This is a genomic window from Microcella sp. (genome assembly GCF_030645145.1).
GTDB lineage: Bacteria > Actinomycetota > Actinomycetes > Actinomycetales > Microbacteriaceae > Microcella.
The window spans coordinates 1-23,043 of sequence record NZ_JAUSMI010000136.1 but is presented as its reverse complement, the minus strand read 5'-3'; the positions used below and the strand labels follow the sequence as shown (position 1 = coordinate 23,043).

Here is a 23,043-nt window from a genome sequence, read left to right as displayed (position 1 = left end):
GTTCGGCTACGACCCGATCTTCGTGCCCGACGGGCTCACGGTCACGAGCGCCGAGATCACCGCCGACGAGAAGAACGCGATCAGCCACCGCGCCCTCGCCTTCGCGGCGCTCGCCGACGTGCTGCGCGAGCGCGCCGCCCGCTAGCCCGCCCGCGCCGACCCACACGCGCCGACCCGCTCGCGCCGACCCGCGCCGACCCGCTCGCGGGCCGCCCGCCTGCCGCAGCTGTTGTGCTCATTCGTTGCAGTTGGGCCCGAACTTTCGGGCTCAGTCGCCACTTTCGGGCTCACTCGCGAAGGCTGGGCCGCCCCGTACCCTGGAGCCATGGTCGAATCGGGCGTGCGCGCGGCGCTCAGCGGCGCCGCCTCGACGGCCGCCGACGACTACCTCAAGACGATCTACTCGCACACCGAGTGGCAGCCCGAGCCGATCACGCCGAGCCAGCTCGCCGCCCGCCTCGGACTCGCCCCGTCTAGCGTCACCGAGATGGTGAAGAAGCTCGCCGCCGCCGGGCTCGTCGACCACCGCCCGTACTCGGCGATCTCGCTCACGGCCGACGGCGAGCGGCGCGCCCTCGCGATGCTGCGCCGGCACCGGCTCATCGAGACCTGGCTCGTGCGCGTGCATGGCTACGGCTGGGACGAGGTCGACGAGGAGGCCGAGGTGCTCGAGCACGCCATCAGCGACCGTCTGCTCGACGCGATCGACGCGCAGCTCGGGCACCCCGACCGCGACCCGCACGGCGACCTCATCCCGAGCGCGACGGGCGCGCTCACCCGTCCCGACGCGGTGCGCCTCGACGCGGCTCCGCTCGGATTCGCGGGCCGCGTCGTGCGCATCAGCGACCGCGACCCCGACACCCTGCGCGTGCTCGACCGGCTCGGCATCGCGCTCGACGCGGCGCTGCGGGTCGCCGACGAGCAGACCACTGCCGCCGGGGTCGCGATCGTGCGGGCGCTGGGCGGCCCCGTCGTGATCTCGCCGAGCGTCGCGGCATCCGTGTGGCTGGAGCGGAGCATCCGGGCCTAATATTTCGGCATGCCGAAAAATGCGACGGATGCCCTGCCTCGCGATCCGCGCCCGGTGAGGGCCGCTCGGGGCGGTCTGCTCGTCGCCCCGCTGCTCGGGCCGGCAATGGTCGCCGGTGTCGCGTATCTCGACCCGGGCAACGTCGCCGCGAACATGACGGCGGGCGCCGCGTTCGGCTACCTGCTCGTGTGGGTCGTCGTGACGGGCAACGTCATGGCGTGGCTCATCCAGTACCTGTCGGCGAAGCTCGGCATCGTGACCGGGCAGAGCCTGCCCGAGGCGCTCGGCAAGCGGTTTCGCTCGAGGCCGGCGCGGTACGGCTACTGGCTGCAGGCCGAGGGCGTCGCGATGGCGACCGACGTCGCCGAGGTCATCGGCGGCGCCGTCGCGCTGTACCTGCTGTTCGACCTGCCGCTCATCGTCGGCGGCCTCATCACGGGCGTCGTGTCGATGCTGCTGCTCGTCGTGCAGTCGCAGCGGGGCGCGAAGCCGTTCGAGCGCGTCATCACCGGGCTCATGCTCGTGATCGCCGTCGGGTTCTGCGCCGGGCTCGTCATCGGGCCGCCCGACCCCGCGGAGGCCGCGGCAGGTCTCGTGCCGATGTTCGACGGAGCGGATTCCGTGCTGCTCGCGGCGAGCATCCTCGGCGCGACCGTCATGCCGCACGCCATCTACGCGCACTCGGCCCTCACGCGCGACCGCTTCGGTCTCGTCGAGGCCGGAGTCGAGCGCCGCCTCGTGCTGCGCGCCACCAAGGTCGACGTGACGATCGCTCTCGCGATCGCCGGGACGGTCAACGTCGTGATCCTGCTCCTCGCCGCGGCGAACCTCGAAGGCGTCGAGGGCACGGACTCGCTCGAGGGGGCGCACGCGGCGCTCGGGGCGGCGCTCGGCGAGCCCGTCGCCCTGCTGTTCGCGATCGGGCTGCTCGCCTCGGGCCTCGCCTCGACCTCGGTCGGCGCCTACGCGGGGGCCGAGATCATGCGCGGGCTGCTGCGCGTGAACATCCCGCTGCTCGTGCGGCGCGCAATCACGATCGCACCGGCACTGGTACTGCTCATCATCGGCGTCGACCCGACGCTCGCGCTCGTCCTCAGCCAGGTCGTGCTGAGCTTCGGGATCCCGTTCGCGCTCATCCCGCTCGTCCGGCTCACCGCCGATCGCCGGATCATGGGCTCGGCCGTCAACGCGCGTCTGACGACGGCTCTCGCGATCATCGCAGCGGGCCTGCTCATCGCGCTCAACGTGACGCTGCTCGTGCTCGTCGCGACGGGCGCGTAGGCGGGCGTTGGCCGCTGCGGGCGCTGCGGGGCGGATGCTCCGCTAGAGCAGCCCGTCGGGCTTCTCGTGAGCGCCGTCGGGCTTGCCGACGAGCTTGCGCGGGTCGCCGCGGCGGTGCTCGTGCTCGTCGTGGTCGGCTTCGGCGCCGTGCTCGGCGTGGTCTCCGCGGTGACGCGCGTGCGCGGGCGCCTCGTGACGGCCGTCGTGCTCGGGCTCGTCAAGGCGGACGATGTCGACCTCGACCGGGGTGCCCGCGCGCTCGGCGGCTTCCTCCTGTTTGCGCTCGTGACGCTCCTTGAGCGCGTGGTAGCCGATGCCCGTGAGGGCCATGGCGATGACGACGAGGAGGACGATCTCGATGTACTCGGTGACGACCTCGGCGACGCCGGGGATGTGCGCGACGCCCCACCCGAGGACGGTGAGCCCGACGGCCCAGAGGAACGCGCCGAGGGTGTCGTAGATGAGGAAGGTGCGGTAGTTCATGCGGCCCACGCCCGCCGCGACCGGGGCGATCGTGCGGACGACGCCGATGAAGCGCGCGATCGTGACCGCGAATCCGCCGTACTTGGCGAAGAACGCCTCGGTGCGGGCGACGCTGCGTTTGGAGAAGAACCCGGCGGACTTCTTCTCGAAGATCGCAGGCCCCGCCTTCCGGCCGATCCAGTATCCGAGGTTGTCGCCGCCCATCGTCGCGATCATGATCGACAGCGAGACGACCCAGATCGGCTGCGGGATGACGCCCGTGTAGGTGAGGACGCCCGTGATGACGAGGAGCGTGTCGCCGGGCAGGAGGAAGCCGACGAGCAGCCCGGTCTCGACGAAGACGATCGCGCACACGACCAGCAGGGCCCAGGGGCCCGCGCCCGTGATGATCCCCTCCACGTCGAAGAGACCGATGTCGGTCGCGAGCATGGCGGCTCCGGGTTCGTCGAGAGGGCGGCGGTGATCGATGCTCAGGCTACCGCGCTGAGGCTATGCGTCGGCTTGCGGGAAGGTGACCGTTCTGTGGCGGCCGTCGGCGCCGGCTCGTACGCTGGTGCCGCGGTGGCCGGACTGCTCGACTCGAGTCCGGAGGGAGCCCCGTGGTGCAGCGCGCGAACCACTGGCATCCGCTGCTCGCCGCAGTCGAGCAGGAGCCCGGTCTCTGGCATCTCGCGTCGCAGACCGGCCCGTACGCGGTCGTGCGTCTCATCGAGATCGGCGGCGAGCGCGGCTATCGCGCGACGACGTACGCCGAGCCCCGGCGGCTCATCGGGTATCGCCGCACTTTGCGCGGAGCGTGCGAGGCCGCGCATCGCGACTGGCTGCGCCGGCACGGGCCCGACCCGGGAGCCGAGCAGTACCCCGACCTGTCGGGCGGGCGTCGCGTTCCGCGCTGACGGCTAGGGCAAGACGGCCTGGACTACGCGTTGGACTGCAGCTCGAGAGGACCCGCCCCGCCCTGCACCCTGATCACAATGCCGTCGATGCTCTGAAGGGAGCGTGCGCCGAGCTCCTCAACGGTGTCCGAGGTGTACACGATCACCCAACCCGTCTCCGGGTCGGATGAGGTGAAGAGGATCTCCGAAACACCGAGCTGGCCGGCGAAGTAGTCGCCGCGTTCAGACACTAGACGCGCATGTGCCTGGCCGAAGTCGGATGGCCCACTCGCCTTCAGGGTGAAGGTGCCGATCACCGTTCGACCGTCGCTGTCGTAGAGCGGCACCTCTATCGACGTTCCAAACAGGTCGGAATCCCGGATGTAGCCCTCGGTCCCGTCGTCGCCGATGGCGAGCACGAGATCCGGGACGATTGGCAGATCGCCCCGCCCGTACGTCTCTCCCGACTCATTCACCGGGAAGTAGATCCGCTCATCGCCATTGGAGAGGATTCGACCGTCGTCCGCTGCCGGGAGCGTCTGGTCGGAGCCGCCGTCCGAACTGCCGATCGCGATGCCGACCAGGAGCACGCCGCCGAGAACCAGAGCCACGACTGCGACGGCCATCTTCCTGTCCATGTGGATCGCTCCGCTCAGCTGCTGAAAGTCGAACAACTCTCGCACTCGTGCCATCGGCTGTCAATCCGGAAGCGCGCGGAGCTCAGTGCGGAAGGAGGGACTTGAACCCTCACGCTGGGGGTCTTGCTCGCCATTAACTTCCGCTAGATTCCGGGCTTTTCAGGCCTTCCGGGCACCCTGTTGCGCGCCCTGCCCCCACAGAACCCCCACAATTGGGAAGGGAGGGGACCGCCGTGATGTTGGGAAACTACGTGAGGCTCATCTACGCTGTGTCACCGGTCGACATAGACGAAGAGGGCTCGTGGGCAGATACTGGAGGAAGCACCCCGACAAGACGCTGGAGTCTTTGCTCGGTGAGTTCCATGGGGCCGGATGGAGAATCGAAAGTACGAACAAGTACTACAAGGTGTACTGCCCGTGTGAAGCGAAGCATAAGACGACGGTCCATCTGTCGCCCTCGAGTGGCTACTACGCCAACCACAAGCTCCAGTGGCTGTACAACCAAACCTGCTACAACGGTAGCCAGCAGTAAGGAGGGGAACTATGCACGCAATCGTGAGCGGTGAGTTCCATGTTCATGGGTCGCGGGATCTCGACGCAGAAACCGACGCGCTCATGGATGCTCTTCTGGATCTGGAAGCGGCGTCGGCTGGAGTGATTTCAGATGTTGACGTGACCGCGATCCTCGCCTCGGCGACGGTCACGGTAACGATCACCGTCAATGCAGACAGCCTTGACGCCGCCGAGCAGATCGGCATGCGCATAATCAACCAGGCGATCGCATCTTCCGGTGGACAGACCACCAAGCCAACGGCAAATTCGGGAGATGGCGCGGGCTATGAGGCCCACAGGCGAGCGTCTGAACTGATGCCCGTCTAGACAATCTCCCGGGCTTCGCGGGCTACGTTGGCCGCCCGAAGTCTGTCCAGAGCGACCGCCACCGCCTCGAGGTCGTCGTCGAAGAGATCCGCGTAGACGTCGAGGGTCATCGTGGCCGAGGCGTGCCCGAGCATCGCCTGCACTGCCTTCACGTTCGCGCCGGCGCTGATCGCGAGGCTCGCCGCCGTGTGCCGGAGATCGTGCAGCGTTAGACGCGGGAAGTCGGCGTCGCCGGCCTGAGAAGCTCGCACGGCCGCGGCGAACCACCCGCGCTCGCCATAGGTCGCCCGCACGTGCGTGACACCGTCGCCGAACACCAGGCGATCGCGCGACTTCCCGATGCACTCGGCCGCGATCGCGTCGACGAGGAACGACGGGAACGGCACCGAGCGGGCCCGGTGCGACTTCGGGGTGCCGACGTGCACGACGGCGCCGATGCGGACGGCGTTCTCGACGACGTGCACGCGCCGGCGGAGCATGTCGACGTCGCGCACGCGCAGCGCCGTCGCCTCGCCCCATCGCAGCCCCGTGTAGGCCAGCAGCATGACGAGCGCGCCCTGTGCGCCCGCCTCCCGCGCCAGGAGCTCCACCTGACCCATGGACAGGTACTCACGCCTCTTCGGCGCTCGCCGGGGGAGCGAGACGCCGCGGGCGGGGTTCGTGGCGATACGGCGATCGCGGACGGCGGCCTCGAGCACGCTCGTCAGCACTCCGTGGGCTCGGCGGACGACCGTGGCGCCCTTCTCGGCAGAGAGTCGCGTCACCCACCCCTGGACCTCGCTGTGGCGGATGTCGCTCACTCGGCGCCGGCCCCACTCGGGCTCGACGTGCACCCGCCAGCTGGACTCGATCGGTCTCAGCGATGACGGCTTCAGGTGCGTCTGGTTCGCGAGCCACTCGCGACCGAGCTCGGCGACCGTGACGCGCGCCTCGGCCGGGTCGATGTACTCGCCGCGGCGGATCCCCACTGTGACGGCCGCGAGGTAGTCCTCAGCGTCGATCTTCCGAGTGAATCCGCCCTTCTCCCGCTGCCGGCGCTCCGGGTCTCGGTAGCGGGCGCGCCAGCGCCGGCCGCTCGCTGTCTGGTACGGCTCAACGCTAGGCATCGGTCAATCCATGAAGCCGTGCGAGCGGGCGATGGCCGAGTAGCCCGGGCTCTGTCGCCGTCGTCGAAGGTCTGCGACGACGTCTTCGACTGGGAGCCCGGAGACAGCCGCGATGACGCCATCTACGTCTAGATCTGGATAGAGCTCGTCCGATGCGGCGCGGTCATCAGAGACCTTGCGGCGCGCCTCGACGAGGGAACTTTCTAGCAGCAGGATCTCGTCGATGACAGTTGCGAGCTCCTCGTGTTGTTCCACCAGCCGCACGGCGAGCTTCACGACGTGATCGGCGTAGACATCTTCCGAGCCTGACGCGATCAGGAACGACAGCGACGCTCCGAGAACCTGAGAGAGCGCCTCCGCTTCGCCCACGGTCACGCGCCTCGAGCCGTTCTCGATCTTGTAGATCGTGGCCTGGTGGAAGCGGAAGCCGCGCTCCCGCATCAGCTCCGCCACGAGCTCCTGCGACATGCTGCGGCGCTCGCGAACCTTCTTGACCTCGGCCGCGAATCGCTGGTCAGCAGCTGAGGGCGTAGGGCTGGCGTCGATCATCGTGCCAGCCTAAGGCCAGAACGGATTTTTTGATACGTCAGGTTCGATTAGGACGTGCTAGAGTCGCGCCAACAACAAACCGGATTGACGGGAGAACCCATGGATTCCGACTTCATCGACATCGACCAGACCTGCGAGCTCACCGGCCTCAGCCGCGGGGGACTTGCGCAGCTGCGCTTCAGGGGAGAGGGTCCGCCCTTCTACGCCATCACCCCACGGAAGATCCGCTACCGCGAGACCGAGGTCGTCGAGTGGATGGCCTCGAAGCGCCGTCAGAGCACGGCGGACTCGGCGCTCGCCGGATGAGCGCCAAAGGAAATGCCCCCGGAGGTAAGCCGGGGGCGAGAGCAGAACATCTACGAGAGGAACCACTCATGACCCAGGTTACGCCCCTTCGCCCGATGTACAACCTGATCCGCGAGACGTGCCCCCCGTGGTGCATCTGGAAGGCGGACGGCCACTCGATGCGTCGCGTCGACCAGGGCCGCACCACCGTCATCGAGCACGGGACGAGCATGCTCGATGACGAGCTCTTCGTCGAGCTCCGCAGAGACGTCACCGTGGGCCCAGACGGCATGCCCGAGTCGGTGCGCGAGTGGCTCCAAGTGGGCGAAACCGCCTACCCCCTCCGCCAGGTTCCGGCGCTCGCCGATGCGATCGACCATGCACGTCGCGCCGTCGCGCTCGGAGGGATCCGATGATCGACCTGAACAACCTTCCCACCCCCGACTGGGCGGAGCCGAGCCTCACGAGCGTGGAGGAGGGCGGGATCGCGAATGCCAAGGATCCGGCCGTGCATGAGATCATCCTCGACTGGTACGGCGTCGACCTGAGCCCCGAGATCGACGCGATCGCACACGTGACCCGCCTCGACACCTATGACCCCGTCGACGACGTCACGCTCACCGGCGATGTTGAGGGCTACGTCTGCATGACCCGCTCCCCAGAGGAGCGCGTCTTCGTCTCCGGTCCGGAGGAGGCCCGAGCCCTCGCCCTGGCCTGCACGGCGCTCGCCGAGGCCCTCGAGCGGGTGACCAGGTGACGCGCCGTGAGGTCGTCCCGCCGCCTTCCTGGGCCTCGCCCGTCGAGAAGTTCCTGATGCACCTGTCGCGCTCGGGCTCCCCGAAACCGACGATGACGATCCGGTCCTACCACCTGCGACGCTTCGCCCGAGATTGCGGAGTCGAACCGTGGGCGGTCGATGCGAGCGACCTGCTCGAGCACATCGACCGTCACAAGTGGGCGCCGGCCACCGTCAAGACCTTCCGCTCGACGATGCGCGAGTTCTACCGATGGGCCGAATCCGAAGAGCTCACCGATCGAAACCCGGCCGCCCGTCTCCCGAGAGTACGAACACGCCCCGGCCGCCCGCGACCAGCGGCCGACGAGGCCCTCGACGCCGCACTCGAGCGCAGCGACCCTCGAACGCAGCTGATGCTCCGCCTCGCCGCAAACCTCGGCCTGCGCTGCCGCGAGATCGCACGCGTGCACTCCTCCGACCTCGAGCACGACGGGATCGGCTGGACCCTCTACGTCCACGGTAAGGGTGACCGCACCCGCCGAGTCCCACTCCCAGACGAGCTCGCGCTCCGCCTGATCGAGCACGGTGGCTGGATCTTCCCCGGCCAGGAAGACGGCCACCTGTCGGCCGCCTACGTGTCCAAGCTGATCAGCAAGGCCCTTCCCGGAGCGACCGCCCACCAGCTGCGACACCGGTTCGCCACCCTCGCCTACCAGCGCGGCGGCCGCGACATTCGAGCCGTGCAAGAGCTCCTCGGACACGCCTCGATCGCGACAACCCAGGTCTACACCGGCGTCGAATTCAGCGCACTCAGGCGAGCCGCATCCGCAGTCACGTCGACGACGTCGGCGCTCGCCGAGGAGGTGGCGTGACCTCTTGGGCCTTCGACTTGTGCAGCGGGCATTCGCCGTGATGCCGCACGTGCGCCTCTCCGCTGAGGCCCGCAACGTGCTCGTCTTCATGGCGCTCCACGCCCGCGACGCCGACGAGCGGCCGCTCTACTTCATGAAGCGGGAGAGCACATGCATGGCCCTCGGTCGCATGGTGCCAGACGCTCCGGAGGTCGACGACCCGCGGGCGCCCGAGACCGTTCGAGAGCGTCGCGCAGCCTTCCAGCGACTCAAGGTGGTGACGGCCGAGCTCGTCGACGCCGGCCTCATCGAACGTGAGAAGCGCGGCCAGAAGAACCAGCGTGCCGAGTACTCACTCACGATCCCCAGCGCCCTCGATGCAGGTACGCCAGACGTACCCCATGCAGGTACGCGAGACGTACCCATACGGGTACGCGAGACGTACCCCAGAAGGTACGTCAGACGTACCCCCAAGGAAGAACAGGAGTCACTAGGAAGAAATGGCGAGGAACAACATCACCCCAAGCGCGCATCTCACGTGCACCCTGTGGAGAAGAGCGCATGACCGATCCGACGCCTGAAGACATCGCGAGAGACGACGAGCGCATCCAGGCGATGCTTCGGGTCCAAGAGCTCGAACGCCAGATCGCTCAACACGAGCATCACCAAACACGCCTCCTCGAAATGCTCCAAGCCTCAGCGGGTGACTCTGCGTCCCTGCTGATCGTCCACCCAGGATCCAGGGACTTCCTCACGGCGCTCGCCGCAGAGGATCTCGCACCAGTCGCGCTCGAGATCCTCCGATGGATGGATGAGCTGCTCCTCAACCCCGCCAACGACGAGCTCCGCTTCGACATCGAACTCCGCGCGCAGGTCGCCCTAGCGACCATGCCCGGGGGACTCGCCGATCTCGAATGACACGAACGTCGGTGCCCTCGGGTATCTTCACCAGCGAACGCGCTCGCGCAACAGGTTCGGCTCTACGGACTCGGATCGGCCTGACTGCTTCGACTGGATCAACCACGCCACTCGACAGCCTTTAGGAGGCCATCATGCGCACCATCTCCGACCTCGTCACCCAGAAGCGGGACGAGCTCAACACCCACACTCTCCGCTACAACTCCGCCGCCACCGAGCTCGGTGAGCTCCGGAAGCAGCCGGCCGTCGACGCCGCTCGCGTCGCCCAGCTGAGCACCGAGCAGGACGCCGCGAACCTCGACGTACAGCGCGCACAGCGCGAGCTCGAGTACCTCCAGCGCGAGCTCGCCGACGAGGAGCGCCTCGAGCGCGCCGCGCAGGTCAGCGTCCCCGCCGCTCGCGGGATCAGCCCCACCGCGTCCGTCGCCGACCGCGCCAGCGCCGACCTCCGCGCCGGCGAGTACATCAACGTCCAGACCCGCGAGCGCGCCGCTGTGCGCGCCGACGAGTCCGTGCGCCAGCACCCGGCATTCGCCCGCAGCAGCCGCGCAGGCGACGCCGACACCGTCTCCCGCTTCGGAGACCTCGGCCAGATGCTCCGCGCGATGACCACCACCAGCGGCTCGGCGATCATCCCGACCGACTGGGCCGCGAACATCATCGACCGCGTCCGCAACGAGGCCGCCGTCGCCCAGGCCGGCGCCACCTTCGTCCCCATGGCCGAGAAGACCGTCAAGATCGGCCGCCTCACCGGCGACCCGACCGCCGCATTCCGCGCCGAGGGCTCCACCGTCGTCGCCAGCGACGTCACCCTCGACAACGTGACCCTCGACGCCAAGACCCAGTCGGCCCTCGTCATCGGCTCCCTGGAATGGTTCCAGGACGCTGACAACGCCGAGGAGATCGTCTACGACGCGATCGCCAAGCAGATGGCCCTCAACGTCGACCTCGTCGCGCTCTACGGATCCATCACCACCGGCGCCGGCACCATCAACCTGCCGACCCCGCCGAACCCCCGCGGCATCCTCGGGGCCCTCAACGCCAACCGCCCCGGCAACGTCCTCGGCGCGGCGACGAACGGCACCGCGCAGACAGCGACGAGCTTCTACAACGAGCTCATCGACCTGATCTACAAGGTCCGAGAGGGCAACGAGGAGCCGACCGCGGTCATCTCCAACAGCCGCCTCGCACAGCGCTACGCCCGCGCCTACGACACCACCGGCCAGCCCCTCGCAGCCCCCGCCGAGTACACCGCCATCCGCCGCCTGATCTCCAACCAGATCCAGAGCTACACCCAGGGCACCATGGCGAACATCGCAACCGACGTCTTCGCCGGCGACTTCTCCAAGCTCCTCATCGGCCAGCGACTCGACATCACCATCCAGACCCTCACCGAGCGCTACGCCGACACCGGCCAGATCGGCATCATCGCCCACTGGCGCGGAGACGTGCAGCTCGCCCGAGAGTCCGCCTTCGCCGTCTACCGCGCCCTCCAGGGAGCCTGACCATGGCACGCCGACAGCCGACCCAGGAAGAGGCCGCCATCGAGGCACATGGCATCCCGGCAGCCGAGGCGGCCGCCGACAAGACGACCGACGCGTGGCGCCGCTTCTACGAGTTCGAACGCGAGACGAGGCCACAGCCCCGCATCGCCGCCGACTACGTCCACACCAAACACCCAGACACGGGGCTGCAGGTCGTCTTCGTGCCCGGCGAGACACTCCCAGCATGGGCGGTAACCCATGACTGACCGGGCGGCGCTCGCTGAGGCTGCCAGGTCACGCAGAGGGCAGATGAGGCAGCTCGTCGACAAGCCCCGCCAGCGTCGCCTGAGCAAGTCCGGGACCGGCCGAGGCGCGCCCCTGCCGGCGCCCTGGACGGCGCGGGAGGCATCGACGTCGACCGAGGGCCTGGTGCGCTTCACGGGCCTTGCATCGGCCTACGAGAGCCCCTACGAGATGTGGGACATCTTCGGCCCCTACACCGAAGTCGTATCCCTGGGGGCAGGCGCCAAGAGCCTCGCGCGAGACGACCTCGACGTCACACTCAACCTGGGGCACGACCAGATGCACCGCATCGCCTCGACCCTCGCCGGCACGCTCAACCTCAGCGAGTCAAGCGACGGGCTCGAGGTCGACGCCAGCCTCAACCCCGACGACCCCGACGTGCAACTCGTCATGCGGAAGATCGAAGATGGGCTTTATCGAGAGATGAGCTTCGCCTTCCACATCGTCCGCGGCTCCTGGTCACCGGACTGGACCGAGTACCGCATCGACGAGTACGACCTCCATCGCGGCGACGTCGCCATCGTCGGCTACGGCGCCAACCCAGCCACGGTCGCGCAGCTCCGTCACAGCGGCGCCGACCTTATCCCAGAGCACAGGACCCAGCGCCTGCTGCTCGTCTGACCGCTCGCGTCAACCGCACCACACAGCTTCGGACGGATGGAGGGACAGTGAGACGTCTTCCTCACAGCAGCCCTACCAGCGCGAGCCGGGGCCCTGCCGAGTCACACCGACAGGGCCCCACCACCACAGCCCTACAACACGCCCCACAGACCGTCCTACAGCGACCACCCGTCGACACCGGCGCTCGCCGAGGGGAATCACATGCCGACGAGCGGGCCGATGCCGCGCTGATCAGGGCTTCGTTTTTAGGAACGGGGCGGGACGGAAGACCGCGCCCTCTTCCGTTTTTTCTCTCCCCGACCGAGGGCTCCGAGACGTAGGGCGCTGATGACGACGACACCTCAGCACGGCACCTCCCGCCGCTACCGACTCGGCTGCCGGTGCGACGCCTGCAAGAGCGCCCACAGCCGCGCGCAGCGCCTATACCGGGCGCGTCGACGGATGGCGAGCGACAACCCGCAGCTCACGGTCGTCACCGACCAGCCGCTCGATCCGCCGGCGACGCCCACCCTCGGCGACGTCGAGAAGGCGGTCGCCGATGACCTCGACGAGCTCGACTCCGAAGGTCCCATGACCCGGACCCTCCGCGCCATGGCGCTCGCCCTCGCCCGTGAGATCGACCAGGCGGACACGAAGACGAGCAAGGCGGCGCTACACAACCAGCTGCTCGATGTCGTGCAGCGCCTTCGCGGCGACTCAGAAGACGGGGACACAGCCGGCGATGACCTCCTCGCCGCGCTCGGAACACCGCTCTTCGTTGTGTCGCGGACCTCGGGTGAGCACCACGACGAGGCACGCGATAAGCGGCTGTGATGGACCGGAGAGCAGTCCTAATCGTCGAGTCGCTCGCGGAGCTCGATGAGAATGTCCTCGCGAGTTGAGTCCCGTTCGTTCGCGAGCTGCTCGACGAGCCAGCTGAGTGTGACTAGCGAGGCGCCGAGCAGGTCCGAGAGGTTCACCGCGACGTCGAGCTCGTCTCCGTCGTCTCGCACTGTGACGCTGAAGGCGTCGATCTCGGCAAGGCGCCTGTAGGCGACATCGACCGCGTGAGTCTCGGTGGTTCCGGTCTCTTCGTGGGCGACAGAGACAGCGTCGAGGAGCACGTGTGCCGCGAGGCGGCCTTTCTCGGGAATGTCCATGTGTCGCACGGTACCGGCAGTCGCCGTGCCCCCACAAAAACCCCACAACCCCCCACAACTCTGTGGGGGCTAGGTAACCGTGCGTTGCTCTAGATGCCTGTAATTCCGGGCTTCTCGCGTCGCCGCCGCGCCATTCCAGGTGCGGAAGGAGGGACTTGAACCCTCACGCCCGAAGGCACAGGAACCTAAATCCTGCGTGTCTGCCGATTTCACCACTCCCGCTGGTGCGGCGTCAGTCTATCGACGGGCTCTCATCGGGCATCCGCGCCCCCTCGCCGCGACGCGCGGACGGGCGTACGATGCGCGCATGGACGGCAGCGAGCCGCACGGCGGCACCACGGAGAACCACTCGGACAACCGCAGCGCGTGCCCCTTGTGCGCGCACCCCATGAGCGAGCACCGGGTCGACCACTCGCGCCGCGACGGGATCCTGCACTGCCCCGTCGATCACCTGCCCGCACCGGACGACCGGCGCCCGCTCAACGAGCTCGGGATGACCCGCAGCGACTGAGACGTAGCGCGAGCAGAGGCGTCAGCGCGCGCCCGGCGGCAGCTTCGGCAGGCCGTTCATGTCGGGGCCCTCGTGCTGCGCGGCCGTGGCGTCGCTGATGACGTCGCGCGAGTCGGGCTGCGCGCCGTCGTCGCCCGGATAGTGCTGGTCCGTCGTACGGTCGTCGCCCTCCTCGCGCTCCTCGCGCGGGGGCAGGTGGTCGGTGGGCTTCTTCGGTTCGCGGTGCTCGGTCATGCGCACACTGTCCTCCGAGCATCCGCCCCCGTCAACGGGGTTGTCGGCGAGCGGCGGCGGGCGGATGCTCCGCTCAGGCCCGCCCGGCCGCGACGAGCGCGGCCCACAGCTCGGCCCGCGCCGGGAACGACCCGAGGTCGCGCCCGAGCAGCTGCTCGGCCCGCTTGACGCGGGCGCGCAGAGTGTGGCGGTGGATGCCCAGCCGGGTCGCCGCCGCCTCGGCCACGGCGTCGGCCGCGAGCCACTCGCTGAGCGTGCGCACGAGCTCGTCGCGCGATCGTGCGTCGTGCTCGTCGAGCGGCGCGAGCACCGAGGCGGCGATGCGGCGCGTGTCGTCGCCCGAGAGCGAGGCGAGCACGCCGTCGTCGCGCAGCATCGCGTAGTCGACGAGCCGCTGATCCGCGTGCGCCCGGTCGGCGGCGCGCCCGGCCTCGTCCACGGCGGTCGCGAGCGAGGAGTAGCGGGCGCCGCGCACGAACCCACCGGTGAGGCGCACGCGGTCGGCGAGGTAGTCGAGCACGGGGGTCTCCGACTCGGGCACGATGACGACGACGCGCTGGCCGTCGCGCGCGTGGAAGACCGCGCCCCGCGCGCGCTCGGCCCGCGATTCGAGCAGCTCGAGGAGGGCGGCCCGACGCGCTCCGCGCGCATCCACGACCGCGACGGTGAGCGGCTCGGCGGGCAGGGCGCCCCACAGGGCGCGGGAGGTCGAGGCGACGAGGTCGCGCTCGCCGCGCAGGAGGGCCGCGAGCAGGCCCGTGCGGAGGTGGTCAAGGGTGCGGGCGAGCGTGCGGTCCTGCTCGAGCGCGAGGCCGGTCATGGCGACGACGCTCGTGATGACGGCCCGCACGGCGTCGTCGTGCTGGCTCGCGGCGCCGACGACGAGCACGCCGCGCAGCGCCTCCGAGCGGCCGACGGTCTGCAGGGCGACGCCGTCGGCGACGACCGCGGCGCGGCGCGCGTCGGCGAGCATTCGCCGGGCCTCCTCCTGCGCTTCCGGGGTCACGGGGCCGCCGTGCACGATCTCGGCGTCCGTGCCGAGCAGCGCGACGGGGGCGTCGACGCGGCGGGCGAGCTCGGCGACGACCTCGGCGAGCCCGCCGGGCTTGAGGGCGGCGACGGCGATCGCGCGCTGCGCCTCGAGGGTCCAGCGCAGGCGCGCGTAGCGCTCGCGCGATTGCGCGTCGGCGACGGCGCGCGCGACGGCGATGAACGGCGTGCGGTACGGCACCTCGAAGAGGGCGATGCCCGCGTTCGCGCACGCGGCGACGAGCGGCTCGGGCGTGCCGGCCCTCACGACCTCGGTGCCGAACCCGATCGCGGGCACGCCGCGCTCGGCGAGGCGGGCGACCCACGGCGCGATCGCGTCGTCGTCGGCCCACTGCGTGCCCGTGGTGAGCAAGGCGTCGCCGGGGGAGAGGAAGTGCGTCGGGTCGGCGAGATCGCTCGAGTGCACCCACCCCCACTCCCGGCCGAGCGCGGCCTCGTCGGCCCACACCGTGCGGAGGGCGAGCTCGCGGTCGGCGAGCAGCGAGTGCAGGGAGACGGGCATGCGACCCTCCAGAAGCGGGATGTCCACGCCGTACAGAGCGGGCATCCGCATTGTACTGAGCGGACAGCCGCGATCGCGAGCCCCCGCCCTACGCTGGCCGTCATGAGCATGACCGTCACCGCGCCCGAGCACCTCGCCGGCGGGCCCTCGCTGCCCCAGCAGCGCCGCCTCGTCACCGCGATCCCGGGCCCCGAGTCGCAGGCGCGCATGGCGCGAAAGGCCGCCGCCGTCGCCTCCGGTGTCAGCACGATGATGCCCGTCTTCGCCGTCGCGGCGGGCGGAGGCGTCGTCGTCGACGCCGACGGCAACAGCCTCATCGACCTCGGCTCCGGCATCGCCGTGACCAACGTCGGCAACGCCGACCCCTTCGTCACCGAGGCCGTCATCGAGCAGGTGCGCCGCTTCACCCACACGTGCTTCACGATCACGCCCTACGACGGCTACGTCGAGGTCGCCGAGGCGCTCAACCGACTGACCCCCGGCGATCACGAGAAGCGCACGGCGCTCTTCAACTCGGGCGCCGAGGCGGTCGAGAACGCGATCAAGATCGCGCGCCACTACACGGGCAAGAGCGCGGTCGTCGCGTTCGATCACGGCTACCACGGCCGCACGAACCTCACGATGGCGCTCACCGCGAAGGCCATGCCGTACAAGGCCGGCTTCGGCCCGTTCGCGCCCGACGTCTACCGCGCGCCCATGTCGTACCCGTTCCGCGACGGGCTGAGCGGGGCCGAGGCGGCCGAGCGCGCCATCCACACGATGGAGCGCCAGATCGGCGCCGACCGCCTCGCCGCGATCATCATCGAGCCCATCCAGGGCGAGGGCGGCTTCATCGTCCCCGCGCCCGGCTTCCTCCCCGCGCTGCAGGAGTGGGCGAACGCGAACGGCGTCGTCTTCATCGCCGACGAGGTGCAGACCGGCTTCGCCCGCACGGGTCAGATGCTCGCGAGCGAGCACGAGGGCATCGTGCCGGATCTCGTCGTCATGGCGAAGGGCATCGCGGGCGGCCTCCCGCTCTCGGCCGTCACCGGTCGCGCCGAGATCATGGATGCTCCGCACGCGGGCGGGCTCGGCGGCACGTACGGCGGCAACCCGATCGCGACGGCCGCGGCGCTCGGCGCCCTGCGCGCCTACGACGAGCACGACCTGCTCGCGCGGGCCCGCGAGCTCGAGGGGATCATCCGCGACGAGCTCACCGCGCTGCAGTCGCGCGATGCGCGCATCGGCGACATCCGCGGGCGCGGCGCCATGATGGCGACCGAGATCGTCGACGCCGACGGCCGCCCCGACGCCGGACTCACCGGCCGAGTCGCCAAGCACTGCCACGCCCAGGGCGTCATCGTGCTCACGTGCGGAACCGACGGCAACGTCATCCGCCTGCTCCCGCCGCTGTCGATCAGCGACGCGCTGCTGCGGGAGGGCATCGGCGTCATCGCCGAGGCCCTTGCCGCGAACGCCGCCTAGGGCCACCCTCGGAACCGACCTGCGGATCGCCACCACCGCATCCCCCACACGGAAGATCAGGGAAACGACATGATCAGCGAAGCAGACCTCCTCGCCAAGGTGCCCCGCGGGCTCTACATCGACGGGCAGTGGGTCGACGCCGAGGGCGGCGCGACGATGGCCGTCACCGACCCGAGCACGGGCGAGACGCTCGTCGAGATCGCGAGCGCGTCGGTCGCCGACGGCAAGCGCGCGATGGACGCCGCCGCGAACGCGCAGTCGAGTTGGGCCGCGACCGCCCCGCGCGTGCGCGGCGAGCTGCTGCGCCGCGCCTTCGACCTCGTCATCGAGCGCGCCGACCAGTTCGCCCTGCTCATGACGCTGGAGATGGGCAAGCCGCTCGCCGAGTCGCGCGGCGAGGTCACCTACGGCGCCGAGTTCCTGCGCTGGTTCAGCGAGGAGGCCGTGCGCATCACCGGCCGCTTCGGCCAGAACCCCGAGGGCACGGGCCAGATCGTCGTCTCGCACGCGCCCGTCGGCCCGTCGTTCCTCATCACGCCGTGGAACTTCCCGCTCGCCATGGCGACCCGCAAGATCGCGCCTGCGATCGCCGCCGGCTGCACCTCGATCATCAAGCCCGCCGCGCTCACGCCTCTCACGACGATGTACTTCGTCAAGACGCTCGAGGACGCCGGGCTGCCCGCCGGCGTCGTGAACGTCGTCACGACGGCGAAGTCGGGGGCCCTGTCGGCCGAGATCATCGCCGACCCCCGGCTGCGCAAGCTGAGCTTCACCGGGTCGACCGAGGTCGGCCGCATGCTCATGAAGCAGGCCGCCGACGGCATCCTGCGCACCTCGATGGAGCTCGGCGGCAACGCCCCCTTCGTCGTGTTCGAGGATGCCGATCTCGACAAGGCGATCGACGGCGTCCTGCTGGCCAAGTTCCGCAACATCGGCCAGGCCTGCACGGCGGCGAACCGCATCCTCGTCCAGTCGTCCATCGCCGACGAGTTCGGCCGCCGCGTCACCGAGCGCGTCGCCTCCATGCGCATGGGCCGCGGCACCGAGGAGGGCGTGCAGATCGGCCCGCTCGTCGACGACAACGCGGTGCAGGGCTCGCACGAGCTCGTCGAGGACGCCGTCTCGAAGGGCGCGACGGTCACGACCGGCGGCGCCATCCCCGACCGCGCCGGATCGTTCTACCCGGCGACGGTGCTCACGGGCGTGAAGCCCGGCACGCGCCTGCTGAGCGAGGAGATCTTCGGGCCCGTGCTCGCGATCGTCCCGTTCGACACGGAGGACGAGGCCGTCGAGCTCGCCAACGCGACCGAGTACGGGCTCATCTCGTACGTGTACACCTCCGACCTCAACCGCGGCATGCGCATGATCGACCGCCTCGAGACGGGGATGATGGGCCTCAACGCGGGCGTCATCTCCAACGCCGCGGCCCCCTTCGGCGGCGTCAAGCAGTCGGGCATCGGCCGCGAGGGCTCGCTCGAGGGCATCGACGAGTACCTCACGACGAAGTACACGTTCATCCCGAAGGCCTAGACCTCCTCGAGGAACATCGGTTTCCGCCGCCGGGCGCTGTGGTGGCCGCCCGGCGGCGGATCTCTCTGCGCGGTCTCGTCGACCCAGCCTCCTCGCCGTGCCGGACCGCGCCGCGGCGCCGCTCGTGCCGCTGACGGCGTCTATCGGTCAGTTGTTGTCCGCTCGTCCCCACCGTGTCGCAACGAGTGACCGATACACGATGCCGGGTCCAGCAGAGAAAATTCGCCCGCCTCGGCGGCACTCTTCGCGGCATGAGTCGTGAACCCGAGCCGCCCGATGTGAGCTCCAAAGCGTGGGCCGTCCGAGCATCCGTCACCCATAGCCGGATGCCCTACGCGCGCACGCGGCGCGTCGACGTCGCGCATCCGTACCGCGGCGTCGCGACTCACAACGTCGACCTCGACGACATCGTCCAGCGCGCCCACGCCCTGTCGCTGCTGCTCAGCGAGGGCGCAGCGATCAGCCACGGCTCGGCGGCTCTCGTGCGCGGATTGCCCCTGCCCCGAGCCCTGCGACTTGACCCGATGCTGCACGTCTTCGTGAATCTCGTGAACACGTTCTTCCGCGAGAAGCTCATGGAGCTGCCGAGCATCCGGACCTACATCGAGGGGATCCAGGCCGGCCACGCAATAGCCTGATCGCATGCCCGATCCGACACCGTCGTCGCCGTCCGTCCCGCCCGTTCCCTCAGCCCCGCCCGCCGTCCTCGTCATCCAGCACGACGTCGACGACAACCTCGGCGAGCTCGCACCGCCCCTCGCCGAGGCGGGCATCCGCATCGTGATGTGGGATGCCGGGCGCGTGCCCGACGGCGCCCCGGCGAGCCTCGACGCCTTCAGCGGCATCGTCTCGCTCGGCGCGTACGCGGGCGTCCGCGACGAGGCGACGACGCCCTGGATGCCGGTCGAGAAAGCGCTTCTGCAGCAGGCGATCGAGCGGCGGATGCCCGTCCTGGGTCTCTGCTTCGGCGCCCAGCTGCTCGCCGCCGCGGCCGGCGCCGCGTTCCGCCCGTCGCCCGTCCCCGAGCTCGGCTGGACCCGCGTGACGCCGACGCCGGAGGCCGCCCTCGACCCGGTCGTCGCCCCGCTCGCGGCCGAGAGCGATGCTGACGGCGCGCTCGACGTCTTCCACTACCACTTCGACTCGTTCGAGCTCCCCGAGGGGGCGACGCTGCTCGGCGAGACCGACGGCATCATCGAGGCGTTCCGCGTGGGGGAGTGCGCGTGGGGCCTGCAGTTCCACCTCGAGGTGGGCCTGGCGACCCAGCTCGCCTGGATCGCCGGCGACCGCCCCGGCTTCGAGCGCGTCGGCTCCGACCCCGCGCGTCAGGAGGAGCTGAGCCACGAGAAGTGGCTCGCCTACCGCGAGCGCGCGCACGCGGTCGGCGCGGCCTTCGCGCGTCAGGTGCACCGCTTCGCGGAGGCCTGAGCCGGGCATCCGCCGCATCGACGCTCTCTCAGCGGCCCTCCGCGGCGCGCGACCGCAGGCGCGCCAGTCGGTTCGCGGTCACGACGGCCACGATCGCGGCGAGCCAGAGCAGACCCGCCCCGATGAGCAGGAGCTCGGATTCGAGCGAGGTGGCCGAGATCGCCTCGGCGAGGCGCGCGGGGGTCGGGGCCCCGGAGAGCCCGATGAGCGTGAGGGTGCGCGCGGTGGCGATCGCCCAGATGACGAGCGTGATGCCGGCGCCGATGACGGCCGAGCCGATCGCGAGCGGGTAGCCGCGACGGAGGGCGGCCTCGCGGTGTCGGAACTCCTCGACGGTGAGGATGCGCGTTCTGCTCAGGGCGGTCCTCCGGCTAGCGGCGGACCTCGTCGCCCACGGTCGAGGCGACCGGGGCTGCGGGCGGTGCGCTCTGCTCGGCGCCCGGCTCGATGCCGGTCTCGAGCTGGTGCCCGATGCGCCACATCCACACCAGCAGGATGACGACGCCGATGCCGAGGATCACCGCGAGAACGCTCGTGAGCCCGCTCAGGTCGAGCTCGATCGCCTGCGTCGACATCGTCGCGAACGCGCTCATAGTGTGCACCTCGGGGGAGTGGGGGCCGCCTCGGGAAGACGGGGAATGGTCAATAACAGCACATCCGGGCGTAGAACGCACGGGTTTTCTTCAACCTGGCAGATCACCCGCACGACTGTGGAAAACGCAGCGGATGCCCGGCGCGCTTCGGGCGACCATGTCGCGCATGTCGACCGCCGTCTCCGCCATCACCGACCGCGTCCGCGAGCGGGTTCGCAGCGAGCGGCTCGATCTGCACCGCGACCCGGAGACCGCCGAGCGGCTCGTCCGCGAGGAGCTGCGGTCGTACGCCGAGCGGTCGCTCGCGGGCTCGCTGCCGCGCATCGCCGACGAGGCGCACGCCTTCGGCCAGGTGCTCGCCGGTCTCACCGGCTACGGGCCGCTGCAGCCGTTCTTCGACGACCCGAGCGTCGAGGAGATCTGGATCAACCGCCCTGACGCCGTCTTCATCGCCCGTGCTGGAGTCAGCGAGCGCACCGACGTGCGGCTCACGGACGAGCAGGTTCGCACCCTCGTCGAGCGGATGCTCCAGGCGACCGGGCGCCGCGTGGACCTCAGCTCGCCGTTCGTCGACGCATCCCTCCCCGACGGGTCCCGCCTCCACGTCGTGATCCCCGACGTCACGCGCTCGCACTGGGCGGTCAACGTCCGCAAGTTCTCGCAGCGCATCCGCGATCTCTCCCGGCTCGTCGAGCTCGGCTCGCTCACCCCGCAATCGGCCGAGTTCCTGCGGATGTCCGTGCTCGCCGGGTGCAACATCCTCGTGTCGGGCGCGACGCAGTCGGGCAAGACGACGACGCTCGGGGCGCTCCTCGCCGGCGCGCGGCCGCGCGAGCGGATCGTGACGGTCGAGGAGACCTTCGAGCTCGACCTCCACGCACCCGACTGCGTCGCGATGCAGTGCCGCAGCCCCAACCTCGAGGGCACGGGGGAGATCTCGCTGCGTCGCCTCATCAAGGAGGCGCTCCGGATGCGCCCCGACCGTCTCGTCGTGGGCGAGGTCCGCGAGGCGGAGTCGCTCGACCTCCTGATCGCCCTGAACAGCGGACTGCCGGGAGCCTGCAGCCTCCACGCCAACAGCGCGCGCGATGCGCTCATCAAGCTCTCCACGCTCCCGCTCCTCGCGGGCCGCAACATCGACGCGTCGTTCGTGGTGCCGACGGTCGCGAGCGCGATCGACCTCGTCGTCCACTGCGAGCTCGTCGCCGGCGGGCAGCGGCGCGTGGCGGAGATCGTCGCTCCGACGGGCGCCCTCGACGAGGGCGGCATCGAGGTCGACACGATCTTCCGTCTCGTCGAGGGCCGCCTCGAGCCCACGGGCGCCGTGCCCGCGCGGGGCGAGAAGTTCGCAGCGGCCGGTCTCGATCCGCGACTCGTGACGGTCGCCGCATGACCGTCGTCGCCGCTCTCCTCATGGGTGCCGGCGTCCTCCTGATCGCGTCGCCCTGGCTCTGGCCGCGTCGCGAGGGCCGATCGGCCGCCCGGCGCGTCCTCCGGCCGCTCGCCGAGCTCCTCGCACGCGCCGGACTCGTCCAAGCGAGCCCCCTCGCCCTCCTCGGCATCATCGCGCTCGTCGGGGTGGTCGGCGCCGCGGTCACCGTCCTCCTCGTACCCGTCGCCGCTCTCGCCCCGGTCGCGGGGCTCGTGGCGGCGAGCCTGCCGATCGTCGCGCTCCGCGCCAGGGCGGCCGCGCGACGCCGGGCGCTGCGGCAGGTCTGGCCCGACGTCGTGGACCACCTCGTGTCCGGCATCCGCGCCGGATTGGGGCTGCCGGAGGCGATCGGCTCGCTCGCCGAGTCGGCGCCGGATGCCGTCCGCGAGCCGTTCCGCGAGTTCCGTCGCGAGTACGCGCGCACGGCCCGCTTCGGCGAGGCGCTCGACGATCTGAAGGCCGCCCTCGCCGACCCCGTCGCCGACCGGATCGTGGAGACGCTGCGGATGGCGCGCGAGGTCGGCGGCACCGAGCTCCCCGGCGTGCTCCGCTCGCTCGCGCAGTACCTGCGCACCGATGCGGCCGTCCGCGCCGAGGTCGAAGCCCGGCAGTCGTGGGTGCGCAACGCTGCGCGGCTCGGCGTCGCCGCGCCGTGGGTCGTTCTCCTGCTGCTCGGCACGCGCCCCGAGGCCGCGGCCGCCTACAACTCGGCGGGCGGCGCAGCACTCGTCCTCATCGGCCTCGGCGTCACCCTCGTCGCCTACCGGCTCATGATCGCCCTCGGGCGGCTCCCGGAGGAGGGGCGGTGGTTCCGATGACGCCGACCCTCGCGCTCGCGGCCCTCGTCGGCGCCGCGCTCGGCACGGGGCTCTGGCTCCTCGCGAGCCTCGCGCCCCGCATCGGGCGACCGCGCCTGACGACGCGCCTCGCTCCGTACCTCGTCGACGTCTCGAGCGAGGCGCGCGAGATGACGAGGCCGCGGAGCTCCGACCCGCTCCCGCTCCTTGGCGCAATGGTCGCCCCTCTCACCGACGCGCTGGGCCGCGCCCTCGACTCGGTGCTCGGCGGCACTCCGGTCATCCGTGCCCGGCTCCGGCAGTCCGGCTCCGAGCTGACCGTCG

31 protein-coding genes, 1 tRNA gene and 1 pseudogene are annotated in these 23,043 nt (G+C 70.3%); 24 read left to right on the top strand and 9 right to left on the bottom strand.

Going from position 1 to position 23,043, the window contains the following annotated elements; genetic code table 11:
- The 3 genes from Q7T15_RS09380 to Q7T15_RS09370 form a co-directional block, all read left to right on the top strand.
- Positions 1 to 145 (top strand): non-canonical purine NTP pyrophosphatase (locus Q7T15_RS09380; protein WP_304695598.1); only part of this gene is annotated, 145 nt, incomplete at its 5' end.
- 180 nt (positions 146 to 325) lie between these two features.
- Positions 326 to 1,030 (top strand): metal-dependent transcriptional regulator, encoded by a 705-nt coding sequence (locus tag Q7T15_RS09375; protein ID WP_304695593.1) that lies wholly within the window; start codon positions 326 to 328, stop codon positions 1,028 to 1,030.
- 9 nt (positions 1,031 to 1,039) lie between these two features.
- A complete protein-coding gene (locus tag Q7T15_RS09370; RefSeq protein WP_304695591.1) occupies positions 1,040 to 2,311 on the top strand; it encodes an Nramp family divalent metal transporter in 1,272 nt (423 codons plus the stop codon).
- Positions 2,312 to 2,353: 42 nt separating this feature from the next.
- On the opposite strand, the gene Q7T15_RS09365 is transcribed toward Q7T15_RS09370, so the two are convergent.
- On the bottom strand, positions 2,354 to 3,223 hold the full coding sequence (locus Q7T15_RS09365) for a DedA family protein (protein ID WP_304695589.1): 870 nt from the start codon (positions 3,221 to 3,223) through the stop codon (positions 2,354 to 2,356).
- A 170-nt stretch (positions 3,224 to 3,393) separates the two neighbouring features.
- Here Q7T15_RS09365 and Q7T15_RS09360 point away from each other — a divergent pair, with 170 nt between their 5' ends.
- On the top strand, positions 3,394 to 3,690 hold the full coding sequence (locus Q7T15_RS09360) for a hypothetical protein (RefSeq protein ID WP_304695587.1): 297 nt from the start codon (positions 3,394 to 3,396) through the stop codon (positions 3,688 to 3,690).
- A gap of 23 nt (positions 3,691 to 3,713) precedes the next feature.
- On the opposite strand, the gene Q7T15_RS09355 is transcribed toward Q7T15_RS09360, so the two are convergent.
- Complete coding sequence (locus tag Q7T15_RS09355; RefSeq protein ID WP_304695586.1) at positions 3,714 to 4,343, bottom strand: hypothetical protein; 630 nt, start codon at positions 4,341 to 4,343, stop codon at positions 3,714 to 3,716.
- A gap of 507 nt (positions 4,344 to 4,850) precedes the next feature.
- On the opposite strand from Q7T15_RS09355, the gene Q7T15_RS09350 reads away from it, so the two are divergent.
- Positions 4,851 to 5,186: a hypothetical protein gene (locus Q7T15_RS09350; RefSeq protein ID WP_304695584.1), complete on the top strand. Its 336-nt coding sequence runs from the start codon at positions 4,851 to 4,853 to the stop codon at positions 5,184 to 5,186.
- On the opposite strand, the gene Q7T15_RS09345 is transcribed toward Q7T15_RS09350, so the two are convergent.
- Both Q7T15_RS09345 and Q7T15_RS09340 read right to left on the bottom strand, forming a co-directional pair.
- Positions 5,183 to 6,292 (bottom strand): site-specific integrase, encoded by a 1,110-nt coding sequence (locus Q7T15_RS09345; RefSeq protein ID WP_304695582.1) that lies wholly within the window; start codon positions 6,290 to 6,292, stop codon positions 5,183 to 5,185. The two genes, Q7T15_RS09350 and Q7T15_RS09345, sit on opposite strands and share 4 nt — an antisense overlap.
- Before the next feature lie 3 nt (positions 6,293 to 6,295).
- Complete coding sequence (locus Q7T15_RS09340) at positions 6,296 to 6,841, bottom strand: helix-turn-helix transcriptional regulator (protein WP_304695580.1); 546 nt, start codon at positions 6,839 to 6,841, stop codon at positions 6,296 to 6,298.
- A 99-nt stretch (positions 6,842 to 6,940) separates the two neighbouring features.
- On the opposite strand from Q7T15_RS09340, the gene Q7T15_RS09335 reads away from it, so the two are divergent.
- From Q7T15_RS09335 to Q7T15_RS09290, 10 genes are all read left to right on the top strand, one after another.
- Positions 6,941 to 7,147: an AlpA family transcriptional regulator gene (locus Q7T15_RS09335; RefSeq protein WP_304695578.1), complete on the top strand. Its 207-nt coding sequence runs from the start codon at positions 6,941 to 6,943 to the stop codon at positions 7,145 to 7,147.
- A 68-nt stretch (positions 7,148 to 7,215) separates the two neighbouring features.
- Entirely contained in the window at positions 7,216 to 7,542 is a 327-nt protein-coding gene (locus tag Q7T15_RS09330; RefSeq protein WP_304695576.1) for a hypothetical protein, read from the top strand.
- Positions 7,539 to 7,883: a hypothetical protein gene (locus Q7T15_RS09325; RefSeq protein ID WP_304695574.1), complete on the top strand. Its 345-nt coding sequence runs from the start codon at positions 7,539 to 7,541 to the stop codon at positions 7,881 to 7,883. The genes Q7T15_RS09330 and Q7T15_RS09325 overlap by 4 nt, the downstream gene beginning before the upstream one ends.
- A gap of 56 nt (positions 7,884 to 7,939) precedes the next feature.
- Positions 7,940 to 8,734, top strand: coding sequence for a tyrosine-type recombinase/integrase (locus Q7T15_RS09320; RefSeq protein WP_370689132.1), 795 nt, complete (start codon positions 7,940 to 7,942; stop codon positions 8,732 to 8,734).
- 76 nt (positions 8,735 to 8,810) lie between these two features.
- The gene (locus Q7T15_RS09315; RefSeq protein WP_304695572.1) at positions 8,811 to 9,278 is read left to right on the top strand and encodes a hypothetical protein; all 468 of its coding nucleotides are present in this window, start codon (positions 8,811 to 8,813) and stop codon (positions 9,276 to 9,278) included.
- Positions 9,275 to 9,631, top strand: coding sequence for a hypothetical protein (locus Q7T15_RS09310; protein WP_304695570.1), 357 nt, complete (start codon positions 9,275 to 9,277; stop codon positions 9,629 to 9,631). The genes Q7T15_RS09315 and Q7T15_RS09310 overlap by 4 nt, the downstream gene beginning before the upstream one ends.
- A 134-nt stretch (positions 9,632 to 9,765) precedes the next feature.
- Positions 9,766 to 11,136, top strand: a complete 1,371-nt coding sequence (locus tag Q7T15_RS09305) for a phage major capsid protein (RefSeq protein WP_304695568.1) — start codon at positions 9,766 to 9,768, stop codon at positions 11,134 to 11,136.
- Between the two features lie 2 nt (positions 11,137 to 11,138).
- Positions 11,139 to 11,381: a hypothetical protein gene (locus Q7T15_RS09300; RefSeq protein WP_304695566.1), complete on the top strand. Its 243-nt coding sequence runs from the start codon at positions 11,139 to 11,141 to the stop codon at positions 11,379 to 11,381.
- 43 nt (positions 11,382 to 11,424) lie between these two features.
- A complete protein-coding gene (locus Q7T15_RS09295) occupies positions 11,425 to 12,039 on the top strand; it encodes an HK97 family phage prohead protease (RefSeq protein ID WP_304695564.1) in 615 nt (204 codons plus the stop codon).
- A gap of 327 nt (positions 12,040 to 12,366) precedes the next feature.
- Positions 12,367 to 12,852, top strand: a complete 486-nt coding sequence (locus Q7T15_RS09290; protein ID WP_304695562.1) for a hypothetical protein — start codon at positions 12,367 to 12,369, stop codon at positions 12,850 to 12,852.
- Positions 12,853 to 12,869: 17 nt separating this feature from the next.
- Here Q7T15_RS09290 and Q7T15_RS09285 read toward each other — a convergent pair whose 3' ends face one another.
- Together Q7T15_RS09285 and Q7T15_RS09280 are read right to left on the bottom strand one after the other, a co-directional pair.
- On the bottom strand, positions 12,870 to 13,178 hold the full coding sequence (locus Q7T15_RS09285) for a hypothetical protein (RefSeq protein ID WP_304695560.1): 309 nt from the start codon (positions 13,176 to 13,178) through the stop codon (positions 12,870 to 12,872).
- A gap of 140 nt (positions 13,179 to 13,318) precedes the next feature.
- Positions 13,319 to 13,400, bottom strand: a tRNA-Leu gene (locus Q7T15_RS09280).
- An 85-nt stretch (positions 13,401 to 13,485) separates the two neighbouring features.
- Here Q7T15_RS09280 and Q7T15_RS09275 point away from each other — a divergent pair.
- Positions 13,486 to 13,689 carry a hypothetical protein gene (locus Q7T15_RS09275; RefSeq protein WP_304695558.1) on the top strand — a complete coding sequence of 68 codons (204 nt, stop codon included), beginning with the start codon at positions 13,486 to 13,488 and terminating at the stop codon, positions 13,687 to 13,689.
- Between the two features lie 21 nt (positions 13,690 to 13,710).
- On the opposite strand, the gene Q7T15_RS09270 is transcribed toward Q7T15_RS09275, so the two are convergent.
- Positions 13,711 to 13,923, bottom strand: coding sequence for a hypothetical protein (locus tag Q7T15_RS09270; protein WP_304695556.1), 213 nt, complete (start codon positions 13,921 to 13,923; stop codon positions 13,711 to 13,713).
- 73 nt (positions 13,924 to 13,996) lie between these two features.
- Positions 13,997 to 15,520, bottom strand: a complete 1,524-nt coding sequence (locus Q7T15_RS09265; protein WP_304695554.1) for a PucR family transcriptional regulator — start codon at positions 15,518 to 15,520, stop codon at positions 13,997 to 13,999.
- Between the two features lie 57 nt (positions 15,521 to 15,577).
- On the opposite strand from Q7T15_RS09265, the gene gabT reads away from it, so the two are divergent.
- From gabT to Q7T15_RS09240, 5 genes are all read left to right on the top strand, one after another.
- The gene (gene gabT, locus Q7T15_RS09260; RefSeq protein WP_304695552.1) at positions 15,578 to 16,939 is read left to right on the top strand and encodes a 4-aminobutyrate--2-oxoglutarate transaminase; all 1,362 of its coding nucleotides are present in this window, start codon (positions 15,578 to 15,580) and stop codon (positions 16,937 to 16,939) included.
- Between the two features lie 69 nt (positions 16,940 to 17,008).
- Complete coding sequence (locus Q7T15_RS09255) at positions 17,009 to 18,469, top strand: NAD-dependent succinate-semialdehyde dehydrogenase (RefSeq protein WP_304695550.1); 1,461 nt, start codon at positions 17,009 to 17,011, stop codon at positions 18,467 to 18,469.
- A 326-nt stretch (positions 18,470 to 18,795) separates the two neighbouring features.
- Entirely contained in the window at positions 18,796 to 19,107 is a 312-nt protein-coding gene (locus tag Q7T15_RS09250; protein ID WP_304695548.1) for a hypothetical protein, read from the top strand.
- A gap of 4 nt (positions 19,108 to 19,111) precedes the next feature.
- Positions 19,112 to 19,897 carry a type 1 glutamine amidotransferase gene (locus Q7T15_RS09245; RefSeq protein WP_304695546.1) on the top strand — a complete coding sequence of 262 codons (786 nt, stop codon included), beginning with the start codon at positions 19,112 to 19,114 and terminating at the stop codon, positions 19,895 to 19,897.
- Between the two features lie 149 nt (positions 19,898 to 20,046).
- On the top strand, positions 20,047 to 20,190 hold the full coding sequence (locus tag Q7T15_RS09240; protein WP_304695544.1) for a hypothetical protein: 144 nt from the start codon (positions 20,047 to 20,049) through the stop codon (positions 20,188 to 20,190).
- Positions 20,191 to 20,268: 78 nt separating this feature from the next.
- On the opposite strand, the gene Q7T15_RS09235 is transcribed toward Q7T15_RS09240, so the two are convergent.
- Positions 20,269 to 20,490 (bottom strand): hypothetical protein, encoded by a 222-nt coding sequence (locus tag Q7T15_RS09235; RefSeq protein ID WP_304695542.1) that lies wholly within the window; start codon positions 20,488 to 20,490, stop codon positions 20,269 to 20,271.
- A gap of 166 nt (positions 20,491 to 20,656) precedes the next feature.
- Between Q7T15_RS09235 and Q7T15_RS09230 the strand changes: the two genes are divergently transcribed.
- The 3 genes and pseudogenes from Q7T15_RS09230 to Q7T15_RS09220 form a co-directional block, all read left to right on the top strand.
- A complete protein-coding gene (locus Q7T15_RS09230) occupies positions 20,657 to 21,883 on the top strand; it encodes a CpaF family protein (RefSeq protein ID WP_304695540.1) in 1,227 nt (408 codons plus the stop codon).
- Complete coding sequence (locus Q7T15_RS09225) at positions 21,880 to 22,740, top strand: type II secretion system F family protein (RefSeq protein WP_304695538.1); 861 nt, start codon at positions 21,880 to 21,882, stop codon at positions 22,738 to 22,740. Before Q7T15_RS09230 ends, Q7T15_RS09225 begins: the two co-directional genes overlap by 4 nt.
- Positions 22,737 to 23,043: pseudogene (locus Q7T15_RS09220) on the top strand (pilus assembly protein); the annotation flags it as partial. The gene Q7T15_RS09225 and the pseudogene Q7T15_RS09220, both read left to right, overlap by 4 nt.

Excerpts from the sequence above, each read along its gene's own strand:
- Q7T15_RS09375 (WP_304695593.1), top strand. The coding sequence starts at position 326 with ATGGTCGAATCGGGCGTGCGCGCGGCGCTCAGCGGCGCCGCCTCGACG.
- Q7T15_RS09370 (WP_304695591.1), top strand. The coding sequence starts at position 1,040 with ATGCCGAAAAATGCGACGGATGCCCTGCCTCGCGATCCGCGCCCGGTG.
- Q7T15_RS09365 (WP_304695589.1), bottom strand. The coding sequence starts at position 3,223 with ATGCTCGCGACCGACATCGGTCTCTTCGACGTGGAGGGGATCATCACG.
- Q7T15_RS09350 (WP_304695584.1), top strand. The coding sequence starts at position 4,851 with ATGCACGCAATCGTGAGCGGTGAGTTCCATGTTCATGGGTCGCGGGAT.
- Q7T15_RS09345 (WP_304695582.1), bottom strand. The coding sequence starts at position 6,292 with ATGCCTAGCGTTGAGCCGTACCAGACAGCGAGCGGCCGGCGCTGGCGC.
- Q7T15_RS09340 (WP_304695580.1), bottom strand. The coding sequence starts at position 6,841 with ATGATCGACGCCAGCCCTACGCCCTCAGCTGCTGACCAGCGATTCGCG.
- Q7T15_RS09335 (WP_304695578.1), top strand. The coding sequence starts at position 6,941 with ATGGATTCCGACTTCATCGACATCGACCAGACCTGCGAGCTCACCGGC.
- Q7T15_RS09330 (WP_304695576.1), top strand. The coding sequence starts at position 7,216 with ATGACCCAGGTTACGCCCCTTCGCCCGATGTACAACCTGATCCGCGAG.
- Q7T15_RS09325 (WP_304695574.1), top strand. The coding sequence starts at position 7,539 with ATGATCGACCTGAACAACCTTCCCACCCCCGACTGGGCGGAGCCGAGC.
- Q7T15_RS09320 (WP_370689132.1), top strand. The coding sequence starts at position 7,940 with ATGCACCTGTCGCGCTCGGGCTCCCCGAAACCGACGATGACGATCCGG.
- Q7T15_RS09310 (WP_304695570.1), top strand. The coding sequence starts at position 9,275 with ATGACCGATCCGACGCCTGAAGACATCGCGAGAGACGACGAGCGCATC.
- Q7T15_RS09305 (WP_304695568.1), top strand. The coding sequence starts at position 9,766 with ATGCGCACCATCTCCGACCTCGTCACCCAGAAGCGGGACGAGCTCAAC.
- Q7T15_RS09300 (WP_304695566.1), top strand. The coding sequence starts at position 11,139 with ATGGCACGCCGACAGCCGACCCAGGAAGAGGCCGCCATCGAGGCACAT.
- Q7T15_RS09295 (WP_304695564.1), top strand. The coding sequence starts at position 11,425 with ATGAGGCAGCTCGTCGACAAGCCCCGCCAGCGTCGCCTGAGCAAGTCC.
- Q7T15_RS09290 (WP_304695562.1), top strand. The coding sequence starts at position 12,367 with ATGACGACGACACCTCAGCACGGCACCTCCCGCCGCTACCGACTCGGC.
- Q7T15_RS09285 (WP_304695560.1), bottom strand. The coding sequence starts at position 13,178 with ATGGACATTCCCGAGAAAGGCCGCCTCGCGGCACACGTGCTCCTCGAC.
- Q7T15_RS09275 (WP_304695558.1), top strand. The coding sequence starts at position 13,486 with ATGGACGGCAGCGAGCCGCACGGCGGCACCACGGAGAACCACTCGGAC.
- Q7T15_RS09270 (WP_304695556.1), bottom strand. The coding sequence starts at position 13,923 with ATGACCGAGCACCGCGAACCGAAGAAGCCCACCGACCACCTGCCCCCG.
- Q7T15_RS09265 (WP_304695554.1), bottom strand. The coding sequence starts at position 15,520 with ATGCCCGCTCTGTACGGCGTGGACATCCCGCTTCTGGAGGGTCGCATG.
- gabT (WP_304695552.1), top strand. The coding sequence starts at position 15,578 with ATGAGCATGACCGTCACCGCGCCCGAGCACCTCGCCGGCGGGCCCTCG.
- Q7T15_RS09255 (WP_304695550.1), top strand. The coding sequence starts at position 17,009 with ATGATCAGCGAAGCAGACCTCCTCGCCAAGGTGCCCCGCGGGCTCTAC.
- Q7T15_RS09250 (WP_304695548.1), top strand. The coding sequence starts at position 18,796 with ATGCCCTACGCGCGCACGCGGCGCGTCGACGTCGCGCATCCGTACCGC.
- Q7T15_RS09245 (WP_304695546.1), top strand. The coding sequence starts at position 19,112 with ATGCCCGATCCGACACCGTCGTCGCCGTCCGTCCCGCCCGTTCCCTCA.
- Q7T15_RS09235 (WP_304695542.1), bottom strand. The coding sequence starts at position 20,490 with ATGAGCGCGTTCGCGACGATGTCGACGCAGGCGATCGAGCTCGACCTG.
- Q7T15_RS09230 (WP_304695540.1), top strand. The coding sequence starts at position 20,657 with ATGTCGACCGCCGTCTCCGCCATCACCGACCGCGTCCGCGAGCGGGTT.
- Q7T15_RS09225 (WP_304695538.1), top strand. The coding sequence starts at position 21,880 with ATGACCGTCGTCGCCGCTCTCCTCATGGGTGCCGGCGTCCTCCTGATC.